At 39.1% G+C, this 17,044-nt stretch carries 16 protein-coding genes; 5 read left to right on the forward strand and 11 right to left on the reverse strand.

All coding sequences use genetic code 11. From position 1 onward, the window contains the following. The first annotated feature begins 150 nt into the window (after positions 1-150). Together CHB66_RS08635 and CHB66_RS08640 are read left to right on the forward strand one after the other, a co-directional pair. Complete coding sequence (locus CHB66_RS08635; RefSeq protein WP_141107381.1) at positions 151-405, forward strand: hypothetical protein; 255 nt, start codon at positions 151-153, stop codon at positions 403-405. 89 nt (positions 406-494) lie between these two features. Continuing rightward, complete coding sequence (locus CHB66_RS08640) at positions 495-2,675, forward strand: TonB-dependent receptor (protein ID WP_089240008.1); 2,181 nt, start codon at positions 495-497, stop codon at positions 2,673-2,675. A gap of 199 nt (positions 2,676-2,874) precedes the next feature. Here CHB66_RS08640 and CHB66_RS08645 read toward each other — a convergent pair whose 3' ends face one another. The 4 genes from CHB66_RS08645 to CHB66_RS08660 form a co-directional block, all read right to left on the reverse strand. Next, positions 2,875-3,627 (reverse strand): LytR/AlgR family response regulator transcription factor, encoded by a 753-nt coding sequence (locus CHB66_RS08645; protein WP_089240010.1) that lies wholly within the window; start codon positions 3,625-3,627, stop codon positions 2,875-2,877. Beyond that, positions 3,627-4,691, reverse strand: a complete 1,065-nt coding sequence (locus CHB66_RS08650; protein ID WP_089240012.1) for a sensor histidine kinase — start codon at positions 4,689-4,691, stop codon at positions 3,627-3,629. Before CHB66_RS08650 ends, CHB66_RS08645 begins: the two co-directional genes overlap by 1 nt. Before the next feature lie 94 nt (positions 4,692-4,785). Beyond that, positions 4,786-5,439 carry a hypothetical protein gene (locus tag CHB66_RS08655; protein ID WP_170932459.1) on the reverse strand — a complete coding sequence of 218 codons (654 nt, stop codon included), beginning with the start codon at positions 5,437-5,439 and terminating at the stop codon, positions 4,786-4,788. 11 nt (positions 5,440-5,450) lie between these two features. After that, positions 5,451-7,616 (reverse strand): TonB-dependent receptor, encoded by a 2,166-nt coding sequence (locus CHB66_RS08660; RefSeq protein WP_089240014.1) that lies wholly within the window; start codon positions 7,614-7,616, stop codon positions 5,451-5,453. Positions 7,617-8,006: 390 nt separating this feature from the next. Here CHB66_RS08660 and CHB66_RS08665 point away from each other — a divergent pair, with 390 nt between their 5' ends. Then, positions 8,007-8,600 (forward strand): hypothetical protein, encoded by a 594-nt coding sequence (locus CHB66_RS08665; protein WP_089240016.1) that lies wholly within the window; start codon positions 8,007-8,009, stop codon positions 8,598-8,600. Positions 8,601-8,862: 262 nt separating this feature from the next. Here CHB66_RS08665 and arsB read toward each other — a convergent pair whose 3' ends face one another. From arsB to CHB66_RS08685, 4 genes are all read right to left on the reverse strand, one after another. Then, positions 8,863-9,891 carry an ACR3 family arsenite efflux transporter gene (gene arsB / locus CHB66_RS08670; RefSeq protein ID WP_089240018.1) on the reverse strand — a complete coding sequence of 343 codons (1,029 nt, stop codon included), beginning with the start codon at positions 9,889-9,891 and terminating at the stop codon, positions 8,863-8,865. A 201-nt stretch (positions 9,892-10,092) separates the two neighbouring features. Then, positions 10,093-10,707: a low molecular weight phosphatase family protein gene (locus CHB66_RS08675; protein WP_089240020.1), complete on the reverse strand. Its 615-nt coding sequence runs from the start codon at positions 10,705-10,707 to the stop codon at positions 10,093-10,095. 162 nt (positions 10,708-10,869) lie between these two features. Then, positions 10,870-11,412 carry a DUF6428 family protein gene (locus CHB66_RS08680; RefSeq protein WP_089240022.1) on the reverse strand — a complete coding sequence of 181 codons (543 nt, stop codon included), beginning with the start codon at positions 11,410-11,412 and terminating at the stop codon, positions 10,870-10,872. A gap of 126 nt (positions 11,413-11,538) precedes the next feature. Further along, on the reverse strand, positions 11,539-11,868 hold the full coding sequence (locus CHB66_RS08685; RefSeq protein ID WP_089240024.1) for an ArsR/SmtB family transcription factor: 330 nt from the start codon (positions 11,866-11,868) through the stop codon (positions 11,539-11,541). A 148-nt stretch (positions 11,869-12,016) separates the two neighbouring features. On the opposite strand from CHB66_RS08685, the gene CHB66_RS08690 reads away from it, so the two are divergent. Beyond that, on the forward strand, positions 12,017-12,454 hold the full coding sequence (locus CHB66_RS08690; RefSeq protein WP_089240026.1) for a DinB family protein: 438 nt from the start codon (positions 12,017-12,019) through the stop codon (positions 12,452-12,454). 96 nt (positions 12,455-12,550) lie between these two features. Next, positions 12,551-13,234, forward strand: coding sequence for a carbonic anhydrase (locus CHB66_RS08695; protein WP_089240218.1), 684 nt, complete (start codon positions 12,551-12,553; stop codon positions 13,232-13,234). 49 nt (positions 13,235-13,283) lie between these two features. Here the strand turns inward: CHB66_RS08695 and omp85 are convergent, their stop codons facing one another. The 3 genes from omp85 to CHB66_RS08710 form a co-directional block, all read right to left on the reverse strand. Beyond that, the gene (gene omp85, locus CHB66_RS08700) at positions 13,284-14,789 is read right to left on the reverse strand and encodes an Omp85 family outer membrane protein (RefSeq protein WP_089240028.1); all 1,506 of its coding nucleotides are present in this window, start codon (positions 14,787-14,789) and stop codon (positions 13,284-13,286) included. Between the two features lie 138 nt (positions 14,790-14,927). Then, positions 14,928-16,277 carry a sensor histidine kinase gene (locus CHB66_RS08705; RefSeq protein ID WP_089240030.1) on the reverse strand — a complete coding sequence of 450 codons (1,350 nt, stop codon included), beginning with the start codon at positions 16,275-16,277 and terminating at the stop codon, positions 14,928-14,930. After that, on the reverse strand, positions 16,274-16,966 hold the full coding sequence (locus tag CHB66_RS08710) for a response regulator transcription factor (RefSeq protein WP_089240032.1): 693 nt from the start codon (positions 16,964-16,966) through the stop codon (positions 16,274-16,276). Before CHB66_RS08710 ends, CHB66_RS08705 begins: the two co-directional genes overlap by 4 nt. Between the last annotated feature and the right edge of the window lie 78 nt (positions 16,967-17,044).

Here is a 17,044-nt window from a genome sequence, read left to right on the forward strand (position 1 = left end):
GGTGAAATGTAAAAGTCTTGTAGCTAGAAGTAGATTGTACAGCAACTTTTTACTTTTTTACAAGGCTTTACTTTCACCGTTATTTTTGCTTATTTTTATTTCATGAAATGTGTGATTTCTGTGTTTCTGATTTTTTACATGGCTTTGTCGATGCTAAGCCCTCTTTATGCGGCGCATGAATGCGATCATGTCGAGCATATGGAGCAGCATGAATCCGACCATGCTGAGAATCAATGTTGCCCACCTTTTTCTTTCTGTAAAGTCTGCTCTCTTTTTATCTACCAAGTGCATTTTCAATTGGAAACCATCGAGGCAGGCATATTTATCTCAAGTGGATTTGCGATATTGTCTCCACATTTTCTAGAGGCCAGTTTTTCCATTTGGCAACCCCCTCAGCTGATCTGATTTTTTTCAAGAGTCATTTTAAGGACCATGCTTTTGGGTTCAAAAGCCCCAAATAGCCAGTACTATGTTAAATCAGATCAAGTATTTCAATGAAAAAAATATTTATGTCCTGCCTTTTGGGCTTGGGGCTATACACCTCTGCTTTTGCACAGGAAATGAAGTTCGTCATCATAGACGAGCATGAAGGCACAGCGCTGATGGGGGCGACTGCCTTGATATTGGAAAATAAAAAAGGGGCTGTTTCCGATGAAAATGGCCATTTAGCTTTATCAGTACTACCTGATGGAAAATATACCATCAGGTTTCAGTTGATAGGATACGAGCGCAAGCAGCTCGTGATCAACCTACCAGAAGACCTCGAGAAGATGCCTATGGAAGTGCTGCTACACGAGGAACACGACCACATGGAAACGGTCACAATCACTTCCACTAGGAGTTCAAGGACGATTGAGGACATTCCTACAAGGGTAGAATTCATAGCAGGAGAAGAATTAGATGAAAAAGTGAACATGAAACCTGGTGATATTCGGGTGCTCCTGAGCGAGAGTACCGGTATTCAGGTGCAGGTCACCTCTCCTACCTCTGCCAATGCTTCTATCCGTATCCAAGGACTGGATGGAAGGTATACCCAGATTTTGAAAGATGGGTTTCCCTTGTATTCAGGAGCAGCAAGTGGTTTGGGGCTATTACAGATTCCACCGCTTGATCTTCAGCAAGTGGAACTGATCAAAGGCTCGGCTTCCACTCTCTACGGAGGTGGAGCAATAGCCGGATTGGTGAATTTGATTTCAAAAAGACCAACTGAAAAGGGTAATTTGGACTTTGTCTTTAACGGAACTAATGCTGGAGGATTTGACGCTTCTGGATTTTATGGCAAACGGAATAGCAAAGTGGGTACCACGCTATTTGCGGCCTACAACACCAATTCGCCCTTTGACCCATCAGATATTGGGCTAAGCGCCATTCCAAAGGTTGACCGCTTTACCTTCAACCCAAAGCTTTTTCTTTACCCATCCTCGCGTACTGACCTTGAGTTGGGTGTCAACCTCTCGGTAGAAGACCGCATCGGTGGAAACATGGATTTCTTGAGAGGAAACAGGGAAAATCCTCTTGCATTTTTTGAAAGTAATCAAAGTGAGCGGATCAGCTCACAGTTTGTGCTCAATCATAGGCTCGAAGAAGGCAAAAGACTACAGGTCAAAAACAGTTACAACTACTTCGACAGAAGACTCAGTACAAGAGGCTATGATTTCAATGCGGTGCAGCACTCCACCTTCACCGAGGTCAATTATCAACTGGATGGAACGCAATCGGATTGGGTGTTTGGAGGGAATCTATGGACAGAGGCATTTGTAGAGCAGCCTAGCGGTAATTTTCCTCTACGTGATTACACCATGAATACGCTCGGTGCCTTTGCTCAGAACAACACCAATCTCAGTGAAAAATGGGTGTTGGAGTCTGGATTGCGCATGGACTATGTGCTGGATTATGGCTGGGCAGTATTGCCAAGAATCGCCATGCTATACCGAGCCAATATCAACTTTAGCTCTAGACTGGGTGGAGGACTGGGCTATAAGGCACCTACGATTTTCACGGAGGAAAGTGAGCGCTTGCAATACCAAAATATCAAGCCTATAGACTCAGAATTGAACAGCTTGGAGCGGAGTTATGGATTGAACTGGGACCTGAATTACAAAACTTCTCTTTTCGATGATCGACTGTTCTTTAGCTTAAACCACTTGTTTTTCTACACTTATTTGAGCAATCCTCTTTTCTTAGAGACAGTTGGTGGAAATGAATTCAGGTTTGTGAATATAGATGGCTATAGTGATACCAAGGGTACAGAAACGAACGTCAAATGGGAGTTGGGAGATTTCAAGTGGTTTATGGGATATACCTATACGCATGCCAGAATTGTGAGTAATGGAAATATCAGAGAAAATCCCTTGACTCCGCGGCATAGGATCAATTCGGTGTTGTTTTACGAAGTGCATGATCAGTGGAAAATCGGCTGGGAGTCTTATTATTTTAGCGAACAGCAACTCAGTGATGGAGCAGTGGGTCAGTCCTACTGGATCATGGGTTTTATGGCGGAGAAGATTTGGGATAAGTTCTCCGTGTTTATCAACTTTGAGAACTTTCTTGATGCCCGACAGACTCGGTTTGACACCATTTTCACAGGAAGTATAGATAATCCTAGTTTTCGAGAAATCTACGCGCCATTGGATGGATTTGTGATCAATGGAGGGGTGAAGCTGAGGTTGATGTAGTCTATTTAGGCTTAATATTCCGATTTTAATCTAAAAAACACGCCTAATTTTTCGATTACGTTCGAAATTTTAGACGTGTTTATTTAAAGAAAATTCTTTAAAACTGCTTTTGCTTTTAATTGAAGTTTAATTCTCAGGACTTGTGAATAAGTATTGAGCTAGTATTTAATTTTTCCCTCTTTCTATATGAATTGATTTATCACCCATCCAGCCAATCTTTAAATGCACCAACTTTCTCCCGACTGACCAAAATATCTGATTGTGAACAGTTTTTGAGGATGATTTTTAGGCGGCTGTTGGAATAGGTATGGATTTCCGAAATGGAAGAAAAGGATGCGATATACTTTCTGTTGAGCCTGAAAAATTGTTTGGGGTCAAGCTGGTTTTCAAGTTGGTCAAGTGTGTAGTCTAAGATAAATTTTTTGCTTTCATTGGTTTTTAAAAAAGTGATGCGCTCTTCACTGTAGAAATATGCTGCTTCTGAAGCCTGCACAGACAATATTTTTTCGCCAATCTTGACCAAAAACCTACTTTTGAAGCTTTTGCTTTCTGCCTGAAAAATATCCCTGATTTTGTCAATGTCCAGATGTGGCTTCTGTTTTTGTCCTAGAAATTTATCAATGGCTTGCTTAAATTCAATTGGATCGATTGGTTTGAGGATGTAGTCAATCGAGTTTAGCTTGAAGGCTTTGATGGCATATTGGTCAAAAGCTGTAGTAAATATAATAGGCGATTTAACATCTATTTTTTCAAAAATCGAAAAGCTCAAACCATCGGCTAACTGAATGTCACAGAATATCAAATCAGGAGTAGGATTTGATTTAAACCATTCAATCGCTGCTTGAATACTGTCGATACATCCAAATATAGATGAATCAGGCAGCTCATTTTTGATCAGTTGCATCAGTCTTTTAGCGGCAGGTTTTTCATCCTCAATGATCAGTATATTCATCACTTTGTTATTTTGAGTAATGGTAATTTGACAATAAACTCCCGCTCTGTTTGAATGATTTCAGGAAATGTCTCACTGAGTAAATTGTAGCGTTTGGTGATATTATTCAGTCCAATTCCTGAATTCGTTTCCTTGCTTTGTTTTGGTTGATAATTATTTTTCACCACCAAAGATTCACCCTGCATACCAATCCAGATTTTCAATGGTTTTGCTTGGCTTATGATGTTGTGTTTGATGGCATTTTCTAATAATAGTTGAAGCGAAAGTGGTGGAATCATCCAATCTTTGGGGTTGATGTTATCAAGATGGAACTCCAAGCTCTCCTCAAATCGAATTTTTTGAAGGCTTAAGAAGTTGATTGCAAAATCAAGTTCCAAATTTAAAGTCACCAATTCTTCATTTTGAACATCTAATACATGTCGATAGATTCTTGATAGTTGCTGAATGAATTCTGCGGATTTATCAGCACTTTCATAGACCAGATTGCTTAATACATTCAAGGAGTTGAAGAGAAAATGTGGATTGAGCTGATCTTTAAGCGATTGATATTGACTTGCAATATTCTCAGATTTAAGCTTTTCTGCCTCGAGGGCTGTGTTTCTCCATTCAAAAAGCCAACCTCTGGCAATAAATATGGAAATGATAGTAAATGCGATAATGGTCGGCGGGATCGTATTTTCTAAAATCTTCACCCATGAAATATTGTGTATTGTAACTTCATCAACAAAAATCAATACTATTCCTGTAATCAAGATAAAGCTTACAATAAAAGAATAAACCATATAGGTGAAAAGGGTTGCAGTAAGCCTTTTCAAAGGTTCTTTGATCCATGAAATCCGATTTTCAAAAAACAGATCAACGTAATACCCGCCAAAACTGAGTGAAGAAGACATCAAAAAAGAAAATATAATATCACTCTTTCTGGAAACTATTTCTTGCCAAGAAAATATACAAGAAGGACATTGAACCAATAATAAAATGAAAACAATCCCCATATTCAACAGGATAAACTTCCAGAATGACCTGAAGATATTATCAGAATTGAAAGGATGTTCTTGTTTCATGTCAAGAGATTTTTTTAAAGCTATTGAATTAGATATTTGTTTCCAAAGTTTTTAGACCTACCAGATTTTGAAAACCTGATAGGTCTTCCCAAAACTACTGACAGCTTTCCTTTATTTGAAGGGCCATCTCCTTACCCCAGGTAGGTAAAAGCGTATCCTCTTCCTTTGTATTTTCTTCTTTTTCAAATAACTTCAAACTGGCACTAATCAAGCCACAGGCTTTACCAGGTTCCTGTCCAAAAAACTGAGCCATACCCAATTCCATCTGCCCAAGCATCATGATGGCTCTTGGATTTTGTCTGTTCAAATCTACCGCTTTTCCAAAAAATTGCATGGCTACCCCAGACAAATGCTGCCCACGGGAGTTAGGGTCTGCTGATAATTCGCCCATAGTGATATATCCTTGTAGGGCTACAATTTCAGAATTGTTTGGGGATTTCTCGGCTGCTTTATCTGTAAGTTTTTTGGCTTGGGTAAAAAAAGCATCTTTTTCTTCCAATCTTCCCTGACTTCTGAATCCTGCATTTACCAAGGCCAAACCAGCATAGTAATCAGGTAACCATTCTTCAGGTACCATTTCTGAGATTCTTGAAAACCCATTGGCTACTTTTTTGAAGTCGTCCGGACTTTTAGCAACTTTCATTTGTTGCAATTCCTTGCGCATTGCTTTTTCATAGGCTTCATTGGATGCTTGTGTCATCAAAGAAATCAGCATCATGGCAATAATGAAAATACTGTACTTTTTCATGTTTTTGTTATTTATAGATTGTTCAAATTATTTGCGTTTTTGTCTTTTGAGAGTGTCAAGAAGATTCCTAAGAAGAGAAATCGGGGAGCCTGAAGCCTGATTGGGTTCCCCTCAAAAATTCCACTTTCATTGATTTCATTGGTGTATTGATATCCGAAAATATTGTCTCTCCCCAACACATTGGAGCAGGCTAGGTGGATGATCAAATTTGGTCTTGGCAGGTAACTCCAGCCCAAACTCAGGTCTTGGAAGCTTTTGGTCTTGGCATTCATCTGTCCAGGCAGGTTGGGGTTATCATAAGTGTAGCCATCATTAAAGCTTAAGGATACACCCAACTGTGACTTTAAAGGTTGAATGAAATGCTTGACCACTACTGAACCGTTATGCCTTGGAGCAAATCCTGGTTGTACCATTTCGGTAAAGTGGACAAACAGCCTCTTGCTGTCCACATAGCTATATGTCACCCAAAAATCCGTGTTTTTGAAAGTCGTCTGATCTCTATAAAAAATATCCATTCCCCGTGCATATCCCTCACCGTTTTGCTGGATATTCTCCAATCCAATGGGCATGGGAAATAATTGGGCTACTTCATAAGTAATGAGCTCTTTATAGTCTTTGTAGAATGCCTCAGCACGAACAGTTCGCCCATTTCTGCTTAAAAAATAATTCAATATCAAATGATCAGCACGGGTATTCTTTAAACTTTGATCTAAAATGCGTAATTGCTCTACAGGCATCTGACTGAATTGTCCAGCAGCAAAGGAAAGTTGCCCCTCATGTTTGAATTTAAAGGCTATTGAAATTCTAGGGTCCAACCATGTTTGTTTAGCAAGGCTGCTGTTTCCAGTCCTTAATCCACCTCGCAAAATCAGCTTGTTGTTCACGTAATAATCAGCTTCGGTGAAAAGAACAGTATGATGGTCTTGGAAATCCCTCTTTAAACCCTCAGATTTCAGTTGTTCCTCATAGATATAGAAATAGGACTCCAACCCTGTTTTGATAGAGAGTTTATCTGAAAACCCTTTTATAGCAACCGCCTTACTATGTAAGACCTGGTTTTGGTTTCGAATATTTAACTGATCCAATTCGAATTCATCTACATTGTTTGAATAAGAAACCCCACCATAATAGCTCCAATCATTTTTACTTAGTTGCTTGAATGATGCCTGGCCAAAAGAATAGTGATTTTGTAAGCCCACCAATTGGCCTCTTCCTTCTGAACCATACATGGGTTGCCAAATTTTCATTCCACTGGACTCGGTATGAAGATAAGCTTTTACAATTCCGTTTTTTCCCCATCTCTGTCTTGCAGATACTTCCGCATCCCATCCATATGGAGCTCTTTCCCAGTCAAAATTTTGCTTGATTAAGGATTGATAGGGGGAAAGATCAAAGTAATTGGCTGAAGCAGTAAGGCTACTTTTTTCTCTTGCCAAGGTCTGTGTATAGCCACCTCCAACAGACATAAGGTTGATATCTCCCTGATTTCTTACTGGAAAATCTACCGTATTCAAGGCCAAAGCAGAGGAGAGTGCCTGACCATATTCTGCCGAATAGCCTCCAGTACTGAAAAAAGAACCTTTGAATAGGTTTGGATTGAAGCGAGTTCTTGTGGGTACATTGGTAGCGGTAGTACCAAATGCATTCCCGACTTTTAGCCCATCAATGAAGATGGATGTTTCCGAAGCATCACCACCCCGTACAAAAAGCCTCCCATCGTTGCCCACATTAGCGGTACCAGGTAAAGTCTGAAATGCCCCGATGATATCTCCCATAGCTGATGGGACAGTGACGATATCAATAGGTTTGAGTACCACAGCTTTTTTTTCATCTGAAGCCTCCATTGCACCGGCACTGATGGTGACGGCAGTCATTTCATTGATCGCTTCGCGGAGTATTATATTCAAAGAGATGACCTCTCCATCCAGAGAAACTTCCTTTTCAAAGACTTTATAACCCATCGCTTGGAAGACGAGTGTATAATTTCCAGAAAGCGTTGTTTCGAATTCATAACTTCCATCTATTTCTGAAGAAACCCCTTCATATGTTCCTTTGAGAAAGATATTCACACCCGGGATGGTTTCACCACTTTGGTTTTTTAACACACCTTGGATGCTGGTTTGTCCGAAAATAGGTTGGGCTACTAGAATTAGAATTATATAAATTGTTGCCTTCATAACTTTGAACTATGATTCAAAACTCAAGGAAAAGTCATCCAGAAAAAATTAAAGGTTACTGAAGTGTAGAATATCGTGACTGAAGTGTAAAAATTTAGGGCATATATGCACTGATTACTAATTGACTGATAAATCTCGCATGCTACGCTTAGGCGCATAGATCTGGATTAGATGTCGATTATCCGTAAGATTATTTGCGATAAAATCACATTCTGATGTCATTGAGGTTAATCATAAAATTTGATGTACTAATCTCTATTGCAATTAATTGCTCTTCTTTTGTTAAAAATCCTTACGAATTATAGAGGTTTTGTTAAGTATTCTTAACCAACTTTTTAATTAAATAAAGGTTAGGTACTTTTAGATTTCAAACGTAAAAATTCTTTAATCATGAAAAAACATCCACACATTTTGCTCATCTGTATCATATGCCTGCTACCAATGATAGCTTTTTCTCAGGAGAAAGAATCTAAATTTCAGTATTCCTTTGGAGGAGGAATAACTACAGATAACAATAACCTACTCTGGGGGCTGAATTTGGGGACTGAATTGAACTATCGATTTGCTAAGCGTTTTTCTTTAAATACAGGACTGTCATTTTATCAGTCTTTAGGGAATTTAGAAAAAAATGAATTGTCTGATATTGATCAGTCTTCAGGAATTTTTATTAGTCCAACCTTAAGATATGATATCATTCAAAGAGATTCTGGCTTTAAATTAGCGTTTGGAGCTGGTCCATCTTTACAATTAGGAGGCGAATCTGTTAGGGTTCGAAGTTTCTTTAATCCCGATGATCCAGTTCCATTTACTATAATTAACAAATATCAAAGAGTGGGATTATTGCTTGAATTGGAAGCAGCGTGGAAATCTAAAAATCCAAATATTCGAAATGCAGTAGGTGTCTCAGCTTATGGGGCGGATTATTACTTTCCATGGTTCATCAACGCTACATACAAAGTTAGATTTCAGCTAGGGAAAAAATAAAGTCGGTATAGAATAGAAATGTGGTTGAAATAAGAATGAAATACAGTTGATATATTGTGGGAATATATTAGAAATAGGATTTAACCATATTCCAAATAGCATATCCAGAATCTATATGCTCTTGGGACGTTTCCTCAAAATTAGGTTTCTATTTATTTCTCATAAAACATATTTCACGAAATATATTTCTACTTTATGTCGCCGTAGGCATATTTCTACGATATTTCACAAAGTATATTTCGCCGATGGCATATTTCAATTTTTAATACTTCCATTTATTCGCCAAACTCACCAAGTGTAGCATTACCGGTACTTCCACCAATACTCCGACTACTGTTACCAATGCAGCTGGGCTGTCAAGTCCGAATAATGCAATGGCCACAGCTACTGCCAATTCAAAGAAATTACTGGCTCCAATCATGGATGCAGGTGCGCAGACAGCATGTCTAAGTTTCAATTTTCTTCCTCCAAACCAAGCCAAGAAGAAGATAAAATAAGTCTGAATGATCAATGGAACTGCAATTAGCAAGATGATCAGTGGGTTATTTAGGATATTGGGTCCTTGAAAGGCAAAAAGCAAAATCAAGGTCAGCAATAAAGCGATGATGCTTACGGGCTTAAACTTAGGAAGAAACTCTTTTTTGAACCAGTCTTCTCCTTTCTTTTGAATCATGATCTTGGATGTAATTACTCCAGCGAGCAAGGGAACTACAACAAAAATGACTACAGAAGCAACCAATGTACCATAAGGTACTGTCACATTGGTAATGCCCAATAGAAATCCTACCAATGGCACAAAGGCCACCAAAATGATCAGGTCATTGACAGAAACCTGCACCAAGGTGTAATTCGGATCTCCATCTGTCAAATAAGACCACACAAAAACCATAGCCGTGCATGGAGCTACCCCCAAAAGGATTGCTCCAGCAATATATTCTCCAGCCATATCAGGCTCAATATAGGCCGAGTACAATTGGTCAAAGAATATCCACGCAAAAAATGCCATGGTAAAAGGCTTGATCAGCCAATTGATCACTAATGTCCAGATCAATCCTTTTGGCGCTTTGCCGACTCCTTTGATACTGCCAAAGTCAATCTGCAACATCATCGGGTAAATCATTAGCCAGATCAAAATAGCAATCGGAAGGTTGACATTGTAGATTTCCAAATCCGACAAGACTGAGATATCATCTCCCGCCAAATGACCGATCAGAATACCAGCGCCTATACACAAAGCAACCCATAGGGTCAGGTATTTTTCGAAGAAGGCGATTTTCTTAGTTTCAGACATTTTATTCTAATTGAAATATTTTAGAAATAAGGTTGAAATACAGTAGATATAAAGTTGAAATATTGTGGAAATACATTAGAAGTAGGATTTAACCATATTCCGAAGAGCATATCCCGAATCTATATGCTCTCGAGACCTTCCCTCAAGCTTCGGTTTCTATTTATTTCTCCGAAAACATATTTCACGAAGTATATTTCTACTTTATTTCCTATAAATTTTGGAGAAAACGTACAGCAGCTCCGAAGCAATCTGCAATGATCTTTTATCATACATTTCTGTTTCCTGATCGGTGTCGTCAAATGATTTTGGATCTTCGTAACGAACGGGAATTCGGGCTTCGGCACCAGGGATAAAGGGGCAGTTTTCATCTGCATGCGAACAGGTCATCACTGCGGCAAAATCAATAGGTGCATTGGCGGCATCATTGTATACTTTACTAAAAGTCACAATTGGATCTTCATCGTCAGAATAAAAAACAAAATATTTGGGATTGCCTTCACCTTTTTTATTGACTTTGAATCCAAACCTTTTGATCGAAGCGACCGCTCTTTCATTGAAAGCAGTCACTTCCACGCCTCCTGAATAGGAGTTGATAGCTATGCCATGAAAGGCCGCAGCTACTTTCCCCCAGATTTGCGAAAACTGGCTTCTTCGCGAATTATGCGTACAGATAAAATTCATGTTGATCTCCTGATTTTGATCGACTTTCTGCTGAATGTAGTCAATCAGAACTTGAAGTACGGCTTTGCGTTCTTCGCTTATCGGCAGTGCCTGTGCCTGCTCGATGTGGGATTGGAGGGTTGGGTATAGGTTCATGGTGTACTGTTATAACCTTTGGGGTTTCCAAAACCCCGAAGGTTTTTTAGTTAAAATCGTGGTGATACTTTCAAACCTCCGAGGTTTTTATGGTTTTGAAGCTTTTTAAATAATATTTTGGTTTCTTTAAACCTTCGAGGTCTTTAAGACCTTAAAGGTTACTTAACAGCATCCAGATCCAGGTTCGCAACTATTGACGGTCTGAATAGAGGCAAGGGAAACTCTTACTTTTGGTTTTTCGGATACAGGTCCGCAGCAGGCAGCAGCTTTTTCTTCAGGAGTAGTAGCCCTGTCTTTGGCTTTGCAGGTCGTTTGATCGGGTGTTAATTGCACGATCAAAGCATTGCCGGTGTCCTTGATATTATGAACAGGAAGTACCGCTGTTGGGAAAAGGGAGTTTCCGTACTCGAATTTGATTTCAGTGTCAGGATAGGTCTCTCTTACTTTGTTCACTACTTCAAAGATTTTCAATGCCTTTGTGCTGTCGACAGCATGATCAGGTTCAGGTATTTCATTTTCCCAAAGCTGAATATGTACCTCTGACCATTGATTGCGGATACCCCCACAGTCTACTGTGTCATAATTGACATTTTTGATTTCGGTGATGTGATAGTCAGTTCTTACATACTGACCACTTTGATATTCGAAGAAAAGTGCCTTTTCAGGGTTTTCTTGTAGGATTTTGGTGAATTCGGTTGTTTTCATAGTGTTGCACGCAAAGGCGCCAAGTTTAAACCTTTGAGGTCTTTTTTTGACCTCGAAGGTTTCAAGGTTGAGTTAATAACATTTATTTCTTTTTTAAACCTTCGAGGTTTTAAAAACCTCAAAGGTTTAGCAGCATCCCGATATCTTCGGAAAGCCAATGAATAAGTTTTGAAATAAGTTTTGCACTTCTGCCCATCGAATAGGGTCAATACAATAATTCACAGAAACACCTTCTATACTTCCTTTGATCAGCCCGATTTCTTTGAGTTCACGGAGGTGTTGGGAAATAGTGGCCTGCGCCAAACCCAATTCTTGAACCAAATCTCCATTGATGCAGGAGTTGGCTTGGATCAGGTACTCAAGGATAGCTATTCGTGCCGGATGCGCAAAGACCTTGGCTACTTTGGCCAGTTCGTTTTGTTGGTCGGTGAAGAGATCTGTTTTGGTGACGCCCATGGTGGAAGATAGAATTTAGAAGGATGAAGTATGAATTTAATTACATCGCAATATTACGATAATAATTATTATCAAGTTTAATTTTTGCCGATTATTTTTTCCTGACTCTTGTCAAGGCAAAAAAAGGAATTCATAACTTGTCTTCACTATGAAAACTTTGATCGAACTCTGGAAAGAAGGCCGTACAAGATTGACCAATCAACTCGAAAATTTAAAGCCCGAAGACTTAACAAAAAAAATAGGTAATTCACCTAACTCTGCAGGATTTCTGATTAGGCATATCGCTGAAGTGGAATTGCTCTTTGCTAAAAATGTATTTGGTAATATGGAGGTGAAAGTAGATGCCAAAACCCTTAAGGCCGGTAAAGACACTGGGGAATGGACAGATTTAGATACCCTCTTAAAGATTGAAAGATATGCTTATGAGCAATTGGAGGATGCGATCAGAAGGCAAACAGATTGGGAAAAAGTTATTGAAACTAAAGAGTTTGGGAAAAAGAGTTTAGCTGAAGCATTTGGCAGGATCACAACCCACACTGCATATCATGCAGGGCAATTGGCGATTGTACTTAAGTATGGGAAATAGGCTTTTAATATCTTCAATCAAAACCCACTTGAGTGATTAATATCACGATTCATTTTTATCAATAAGTAGAGATTTGCTAATTCAAAAAAGATGAATATGCGAAGCTTTATATATGTCATTTTCCCGATAATTATTTCTTTTTCCTGTAATCCAGAGAAAATAGACCAACACCTAGAAGAAGTCCCAACAGAAAATCTGCTTGATATACTTCTTGAAGGAAACGAAAGATTTTCTGAAGATCACCCCCTTCATCCAGATCAAACATTGAATCGCTTAAGGGATCTATCTGTAGGTCAACACCCTTTGGCAGCTATAGTCAGTTGTTCGGATTCTAGGGTTCCACCTGAGTTGGTTTTTGATCAAGGATTGGGAGATCTATTTGTCATCCGTAATGCTGGTAATATTGTTGGGGATTATGAAATAGGAAGCTTGGAATATGCCATTGAGCATTTGGAGGTGCCTCTGGTCATCATTTTGGGGCACACCAAATGTGGTGCAATCGGTGCTTTTGTAGACCATGATCATGATCATACGCACCATTACTCTGAATACATTCAAAAAATCATCGATTTTATAGATGCTGAGGAAGAGGAAAAAGCTTTACCTAGAGATATTCCAGATTTTTATGAAAAAGCCATAGAGGCGAATGTAATGCATGGCATTCACGAACTCAAAAATAAAGTCCCCATGGTCAATCATTTGATTGAAGCTAGAAAATTGAAAATAGTCGGCGCTGTATATGATGTGGAGACAGGGAAAGTATCTATACTAGAAGAATAAAAGAGGGAGGACTGCCGTAGCCTTCCCTCTTTTTAAATTATTATAAGATTTAGAAAATATGGCCAAACCCAAAGAAGAACTGACCTCCCTCTCTACTCTGAGCATAGTCTAATCTTAATATGGTAGATTGATTCCATGCTATTCTGCCACCTAAACCCGGAGCACCTCTGAAATTGTTCAATTGGACATCATTCAATCCTTCCCAAACGGTTCCAAAATCATAAAATGGAGTAAGTCCTAAAGCAAAATGTTGATTGAAGGCATTGAAGTCGTGTAACCTAGCTCGCATCTCCAAATTGACCAAACCTACTGTAGGAGCCATAAATCTGGCTTCTCTATAACCTCTCAGTGATCGACCACCTCCAAGAATCAAAATCCCTCCTGCCTCAGCTTGGGAAGACAAATCCCACATTTCGATAAAGTTGATGTTAGGCCCAAAGATATGCCCAACGGCCGCCAAGCCCGCAAAGGTCAACCTGTTTCGGTTGTTTTTCCATCGGTGGAAAGTATGGATGAACTGCCCCTGCACCATAAACTTGTTGAAATTAAAGTCAGAGCCTAACCAAGGAGCCGAGTATTCGTGAGAATATTGCAAGAATATCCCTTTGGAAGGATCTGGCTCCAAATCACGGGTATCATAAATCAAGGCTGCTGCAAGCATGGAAGTAAACTTTAACCCATCAGAAAATCCTGAAAGGTTAAATCTATCCCAAGTACCGTCATTGATTTGCTGGTTCACTAAAGTCTGACGTTGCACAGCTTCTACGGCTGTTCCGTCAGCTAAAAAGGCTTCCTCAGCCACTCGCCCGGTATAATCTTCAAATGCTGTAAATAAAGCCTCATAGCCAAACATCAAGCGGAGCTTTCCTCCCATTTCTACCCTTTCACCAAGCGCATTGAAGAGTAATTCTCTTTGGATAAATTGATTGTAGTGGGTATCTGTCTGAAGTCTTCCACCATTGCCAGGAACAGCGATTTTCAGATTTTCTTCGTAGTCGTTTACTCTGTTGAACTGTCGGACTCCTCCTTCAGCTCCTGCTGATTTATCCTGGAAACTCAGGTTATTGAGCGACTCTCTGCCTATCCCCCAATACTGGGCATTGGGATCTTCCCATACAACTGCATCAGCTCTTAATCTCCACTTTGAATTGAAGATATATGGAACATCCAAATTTATAGCCGCCTTGATCCTACCATTTTCAAATACAAAGAATTCTGTGTTGATGCTATAACGATAAGGGGTGTAATAAAAGAAAGGATCTTCTTTAGTCTTATTCTGGAAAAAAAACACATTGCCACCTACTCCAAATCCACGGATAGGATCAAACTCAAACCTTGGCAAACCTGTCACAAAGAACCCTTCCTTTTTGTTGAGGATGTCCTCACGGGAGAGTTTTTTGTCATTAGACAACTCAAAAGGTAAACTGATGGTGTCCAGAATAGCAAGTCGGTCAGTGTTTTTGTGAGCTTCTGGGTCTTTTACACCGATTATGGCTTCTTGGGCAGTTGCAATTCCTGCAAATAGGAGCAAGTTTATCAATATTAATTTTTTCATGTGTAGTTGGTCTTTGGGACTAAAAAAAGAAAGATTCTCAAGTAAGAGTGTTTTTGATTTGAGACCACAAAAGTAGTTCGGGCTGAGGGTAACCCTAATTGGAAGGTTATTAGAAAAAAATTAGAATATGATTAGAATTTATAAATTGACAATGAAAATACTGCCCTTGTCAAGTTGGGAGTCTACGCTGATTTTTCCTCCATGAAGGCTGATGATTTTTTCGACTAAGTATAAGCCAATTCCTGACCCTTCTGAATAATTTTTATTTTTTCCCCTAAAAAACGGCTTGAATATTTCACTGATTTCTGAGTTTGATATACCTATTCCTTGATCTGTGAATAGGATGAAAGGCTTTTTTCCATTTGAACCAATTTCTACCTTGCAAGCCTTATTTTGGGAATATTTGCAGGCATTTTCAATGAGGTTTCTAAATGCTGTACTGAGTAAGTATTCATTTCCGAGTACTGTTATAGCATCTTCTTCTAAATCTTCTGGGAGATCAAGTTCAATTTTAAAATTTGGGTGATTTTTTTGAAGTTTCAAGCTTGCCTCAATTAGGCATTCATCTACTCGGATTGGGTGGAATTTAATCTCTGCCTTATCATAACTGGCTTTTGCTAAGTCAAGGAAAGCCTCTGAAAGCTGAGCGATTTTCTTAGAATCTTTGAGGATTGCCTCAAGGGTGCTTTGGTATTCCTTGGCAGTTCTATTTTTAGATAGACTCAATTCAATTTCTCCTATGATTACTGCTAAGGGGGTGCGGAATTCGTGAGCGAGATAGGATACAAATTGTTTTTGTGAATCAAATGATTTCTCTAGTCTCATCAGCATAGCATTGAAGGTTTTGGCAAGTTGACCGATTTCATCTTCACCTTCTTTGAGTCTCAAATCCAAGTTACTCGCAGAGATTTTTCTAGCGTCATCAGCCATTTTAGAAAGTGGCATGAGCGATTTTCTGGAAAAGTATTTCCCTGTCAAAAAGATCAGTAGTAAACCTGCAAAAAATGCAATAAGCATGGTCGAACTAAGATTATTCAGTTTACTAAAGCCATACCCATCAAAAGCCGCAGCAGTAATAATGTAATTTTTACCATGATAAGGATACACTAACCCGATTACTTGCCATTCCTCTTGCACAAATTGAATTTGTTTTGCTTGCAGTATCTGTTGGAGCATTTTTGGGGTTTCTTTGACAAAATCAATGTCTACAGCATCATGATAGATTAGGTTGTAGCTGTCATCATAGATGGCAGTTTCTACCTCGTAGAGGATTTCTCTATTGTTTTTGTAGATTGTTTGCAGGGTTTCTGCATCGAGCTGTGTTTCAAGCAAAAGATTGACTTTTGTGATCGCTTCCTTTTCTAGGATATTGTAAAACTCACTTGCTCTATTCTGCGCAGCAGAAATGTACACCACCACCATAAAAAGCGCTAAAATCCCTGCACTGACGCCTGTAAAAAGAAAGGTGATTCGTTGCTGAATATTCATGATTTTTGGAGGATAAACCCCATGCCTGGACGGGTATGAATCAATTTTATCTCAAATGGCTTATCTACTTTTTTTCTAATATAGTTGATGTACACATCGATGAAATTGGTGCCAGTATCAAAATTGACACCCCATACCTCTTTAGCGATCTCTTCTCTAGACAAAACCCGCTCTGGATTTTGAATCAAGTATTTCAAAAGATTAAATTCTTTGGGGGTGACCATGATTTCTTGACCTGACCTGAAGACTTTTTTCTGTAGAAGGTCAACTTTGAGGTCTGTATAGGTTATTTCATCATGATGAGAAAGACTATTCAGTCCTTGAGTTCTTTTCAAAAGGGTTTTTATTCTAGCTAAAAGCTCTCTAAAATCAAAAGGCTTGACTAAATAGTCGTCAGCGCCAGCATCAAATCCTTCCACTTTGTCATCCGTCGTACCTAAGGCCGTGAGCATGATGATGGGTATTTGTGGATTTTTTGTCCGAAGCTGTTTGGAGACTTCTAGCCCATTGATTTTTGGTAAAATGAGGTCGGTAATTACCAAGTCAGGCATGGAGTTTTCAAACAATTTTAAACCTAACTCACCATCATAGGCCAGTAAAACATCCATGCCAGATTCTTCTAAGCCTCTTTGCAAAAGAGAAGCGAGTCGGGCATCATCTTCTATGACTAGGATTTTGGAGTTTTTCATCAAATAAAGATACCAAAGATGTGTCTTTCTGATATTAGAAATCTATTAAAAAACAAAAAACCTCGTATTTCTACGAGG

This window comes from Belliella buryatensis (assembly GCF_900188245.1).
GTDB lineage: Bacteria > Bacteroidota > Bacteroidia > Cytophagales > Cyclobacteriaceae > Belliella > Belliella buryatensis.

Bases quoted from the DNA above. Each gene is read 5' to 3' on its own strand.
- CHB66_RS08655 (WP_170932459.1), bottom strand. From the start codon at position 5,439: ATGAAAAAGTACAGTATTTTCATTATTGCCATGATGCTGATTTCTTTG.
- CHB66_RS08665 (WP_089240016.1), top strand. From the start codon at position 8,007: ATGAAAAAACATCCACACATTTTGCTCATCTGTATCATATGCCTGCTA.
- CHB66_RS08635 (WP_141107381.1), top strand. From the start codon at position 151: ATGCTAAGCCCTCTTTATGCGGCGCATGAATGCGATCATGTCGAGCAT.
- omp85 (WP_089240028.1), bottom strand. From the start codon at position 14,789: ATGAAAAAATTAATATTGATAAACTTGCTCCTATTTGCAGGAATTGCA.
- CHB66_RS08640 (WP_089240008.1), top strand. From the start codon at position 495: ATGAAAAAAATATTTATGTCCTGCCTTTTGGGCTTGGGGCTATACACC.
- CHB66_RS08695 (WP_089240218.1), top strand. From the start codon at position 12,551: ATGCGAAGCTTTATATATGTCATTTTCCCGATAATTATTTCTTTTTCC.
- CHB66_RS08705 (WP_089240030.1), bottom strand. From the start codon at position 16,277: ATGAATATTCAGCAACGAATCACCTTTCTTTTTACAGGCGTCAGTGCA.
- CHB66_RS08675 (WP_089240020.1), bottom strand. From the start codon at position 10,707: ATGAACCTATACCCAACCCTCCAATCCCACATCGAGCAGGCACAGGCA.
- CHB66_RS08690 (WP_089240026.1), top strand. From the start codon at position 12,017: ATGAAAACTTTGATCGAACTCTGGAAAGAAGGCCGTACAAGATTGACC.
- CHB66_RS08650 (WP_089240012.1), bottom strand. From the start codon at position 4,691: ATGAAACAAGAACATCCTTTCAATTCTGATAATATCTTCAGGTCATTC.
- CHB66_RS08680 (WP_089240022.1), bottom strand. From the start codon at position 11,412: ATGAAAACAACCGAATTCACCAAAATCCTACAAGAAAACCCTGAAAAG.
- CHB66_RS08645 (WP_089240010.1), bottom strand. From the start codon at position 3,627: ATGAATATACTGATCATTGAGGATGAAAAACCTGCCGCTAAAAGACTG.
- CHB66_RS08660 (WP_089240014.1), bottom strand. From the start codon at position 7,616: ATGAAGGCAACAATTTATATAATTCTAATTCTAGTAGCCCAACCTATT.
- CHB66_RS08685 (WP_089240024.1), bottom strand. From the start codon at position 11,868: ATGGGCGTCACCAAAACAGATCTCTTCACCGACCAACAAAACGAACTG.
- CHB66_RS08710 (WP_089240032.1), bottom strand. From the start codon at position 16,966: ATGAAAAACTCCAAAATCCTAGTCATAGAAGATGATGCCCGACTCGCT.
- arsB (WP_089240018.1), bottom strand. From the start codon at position 9,891: ATGTCTGAAACTAAGAAAATCGCCTTCTTCGAAAAATACCTGACCCTA.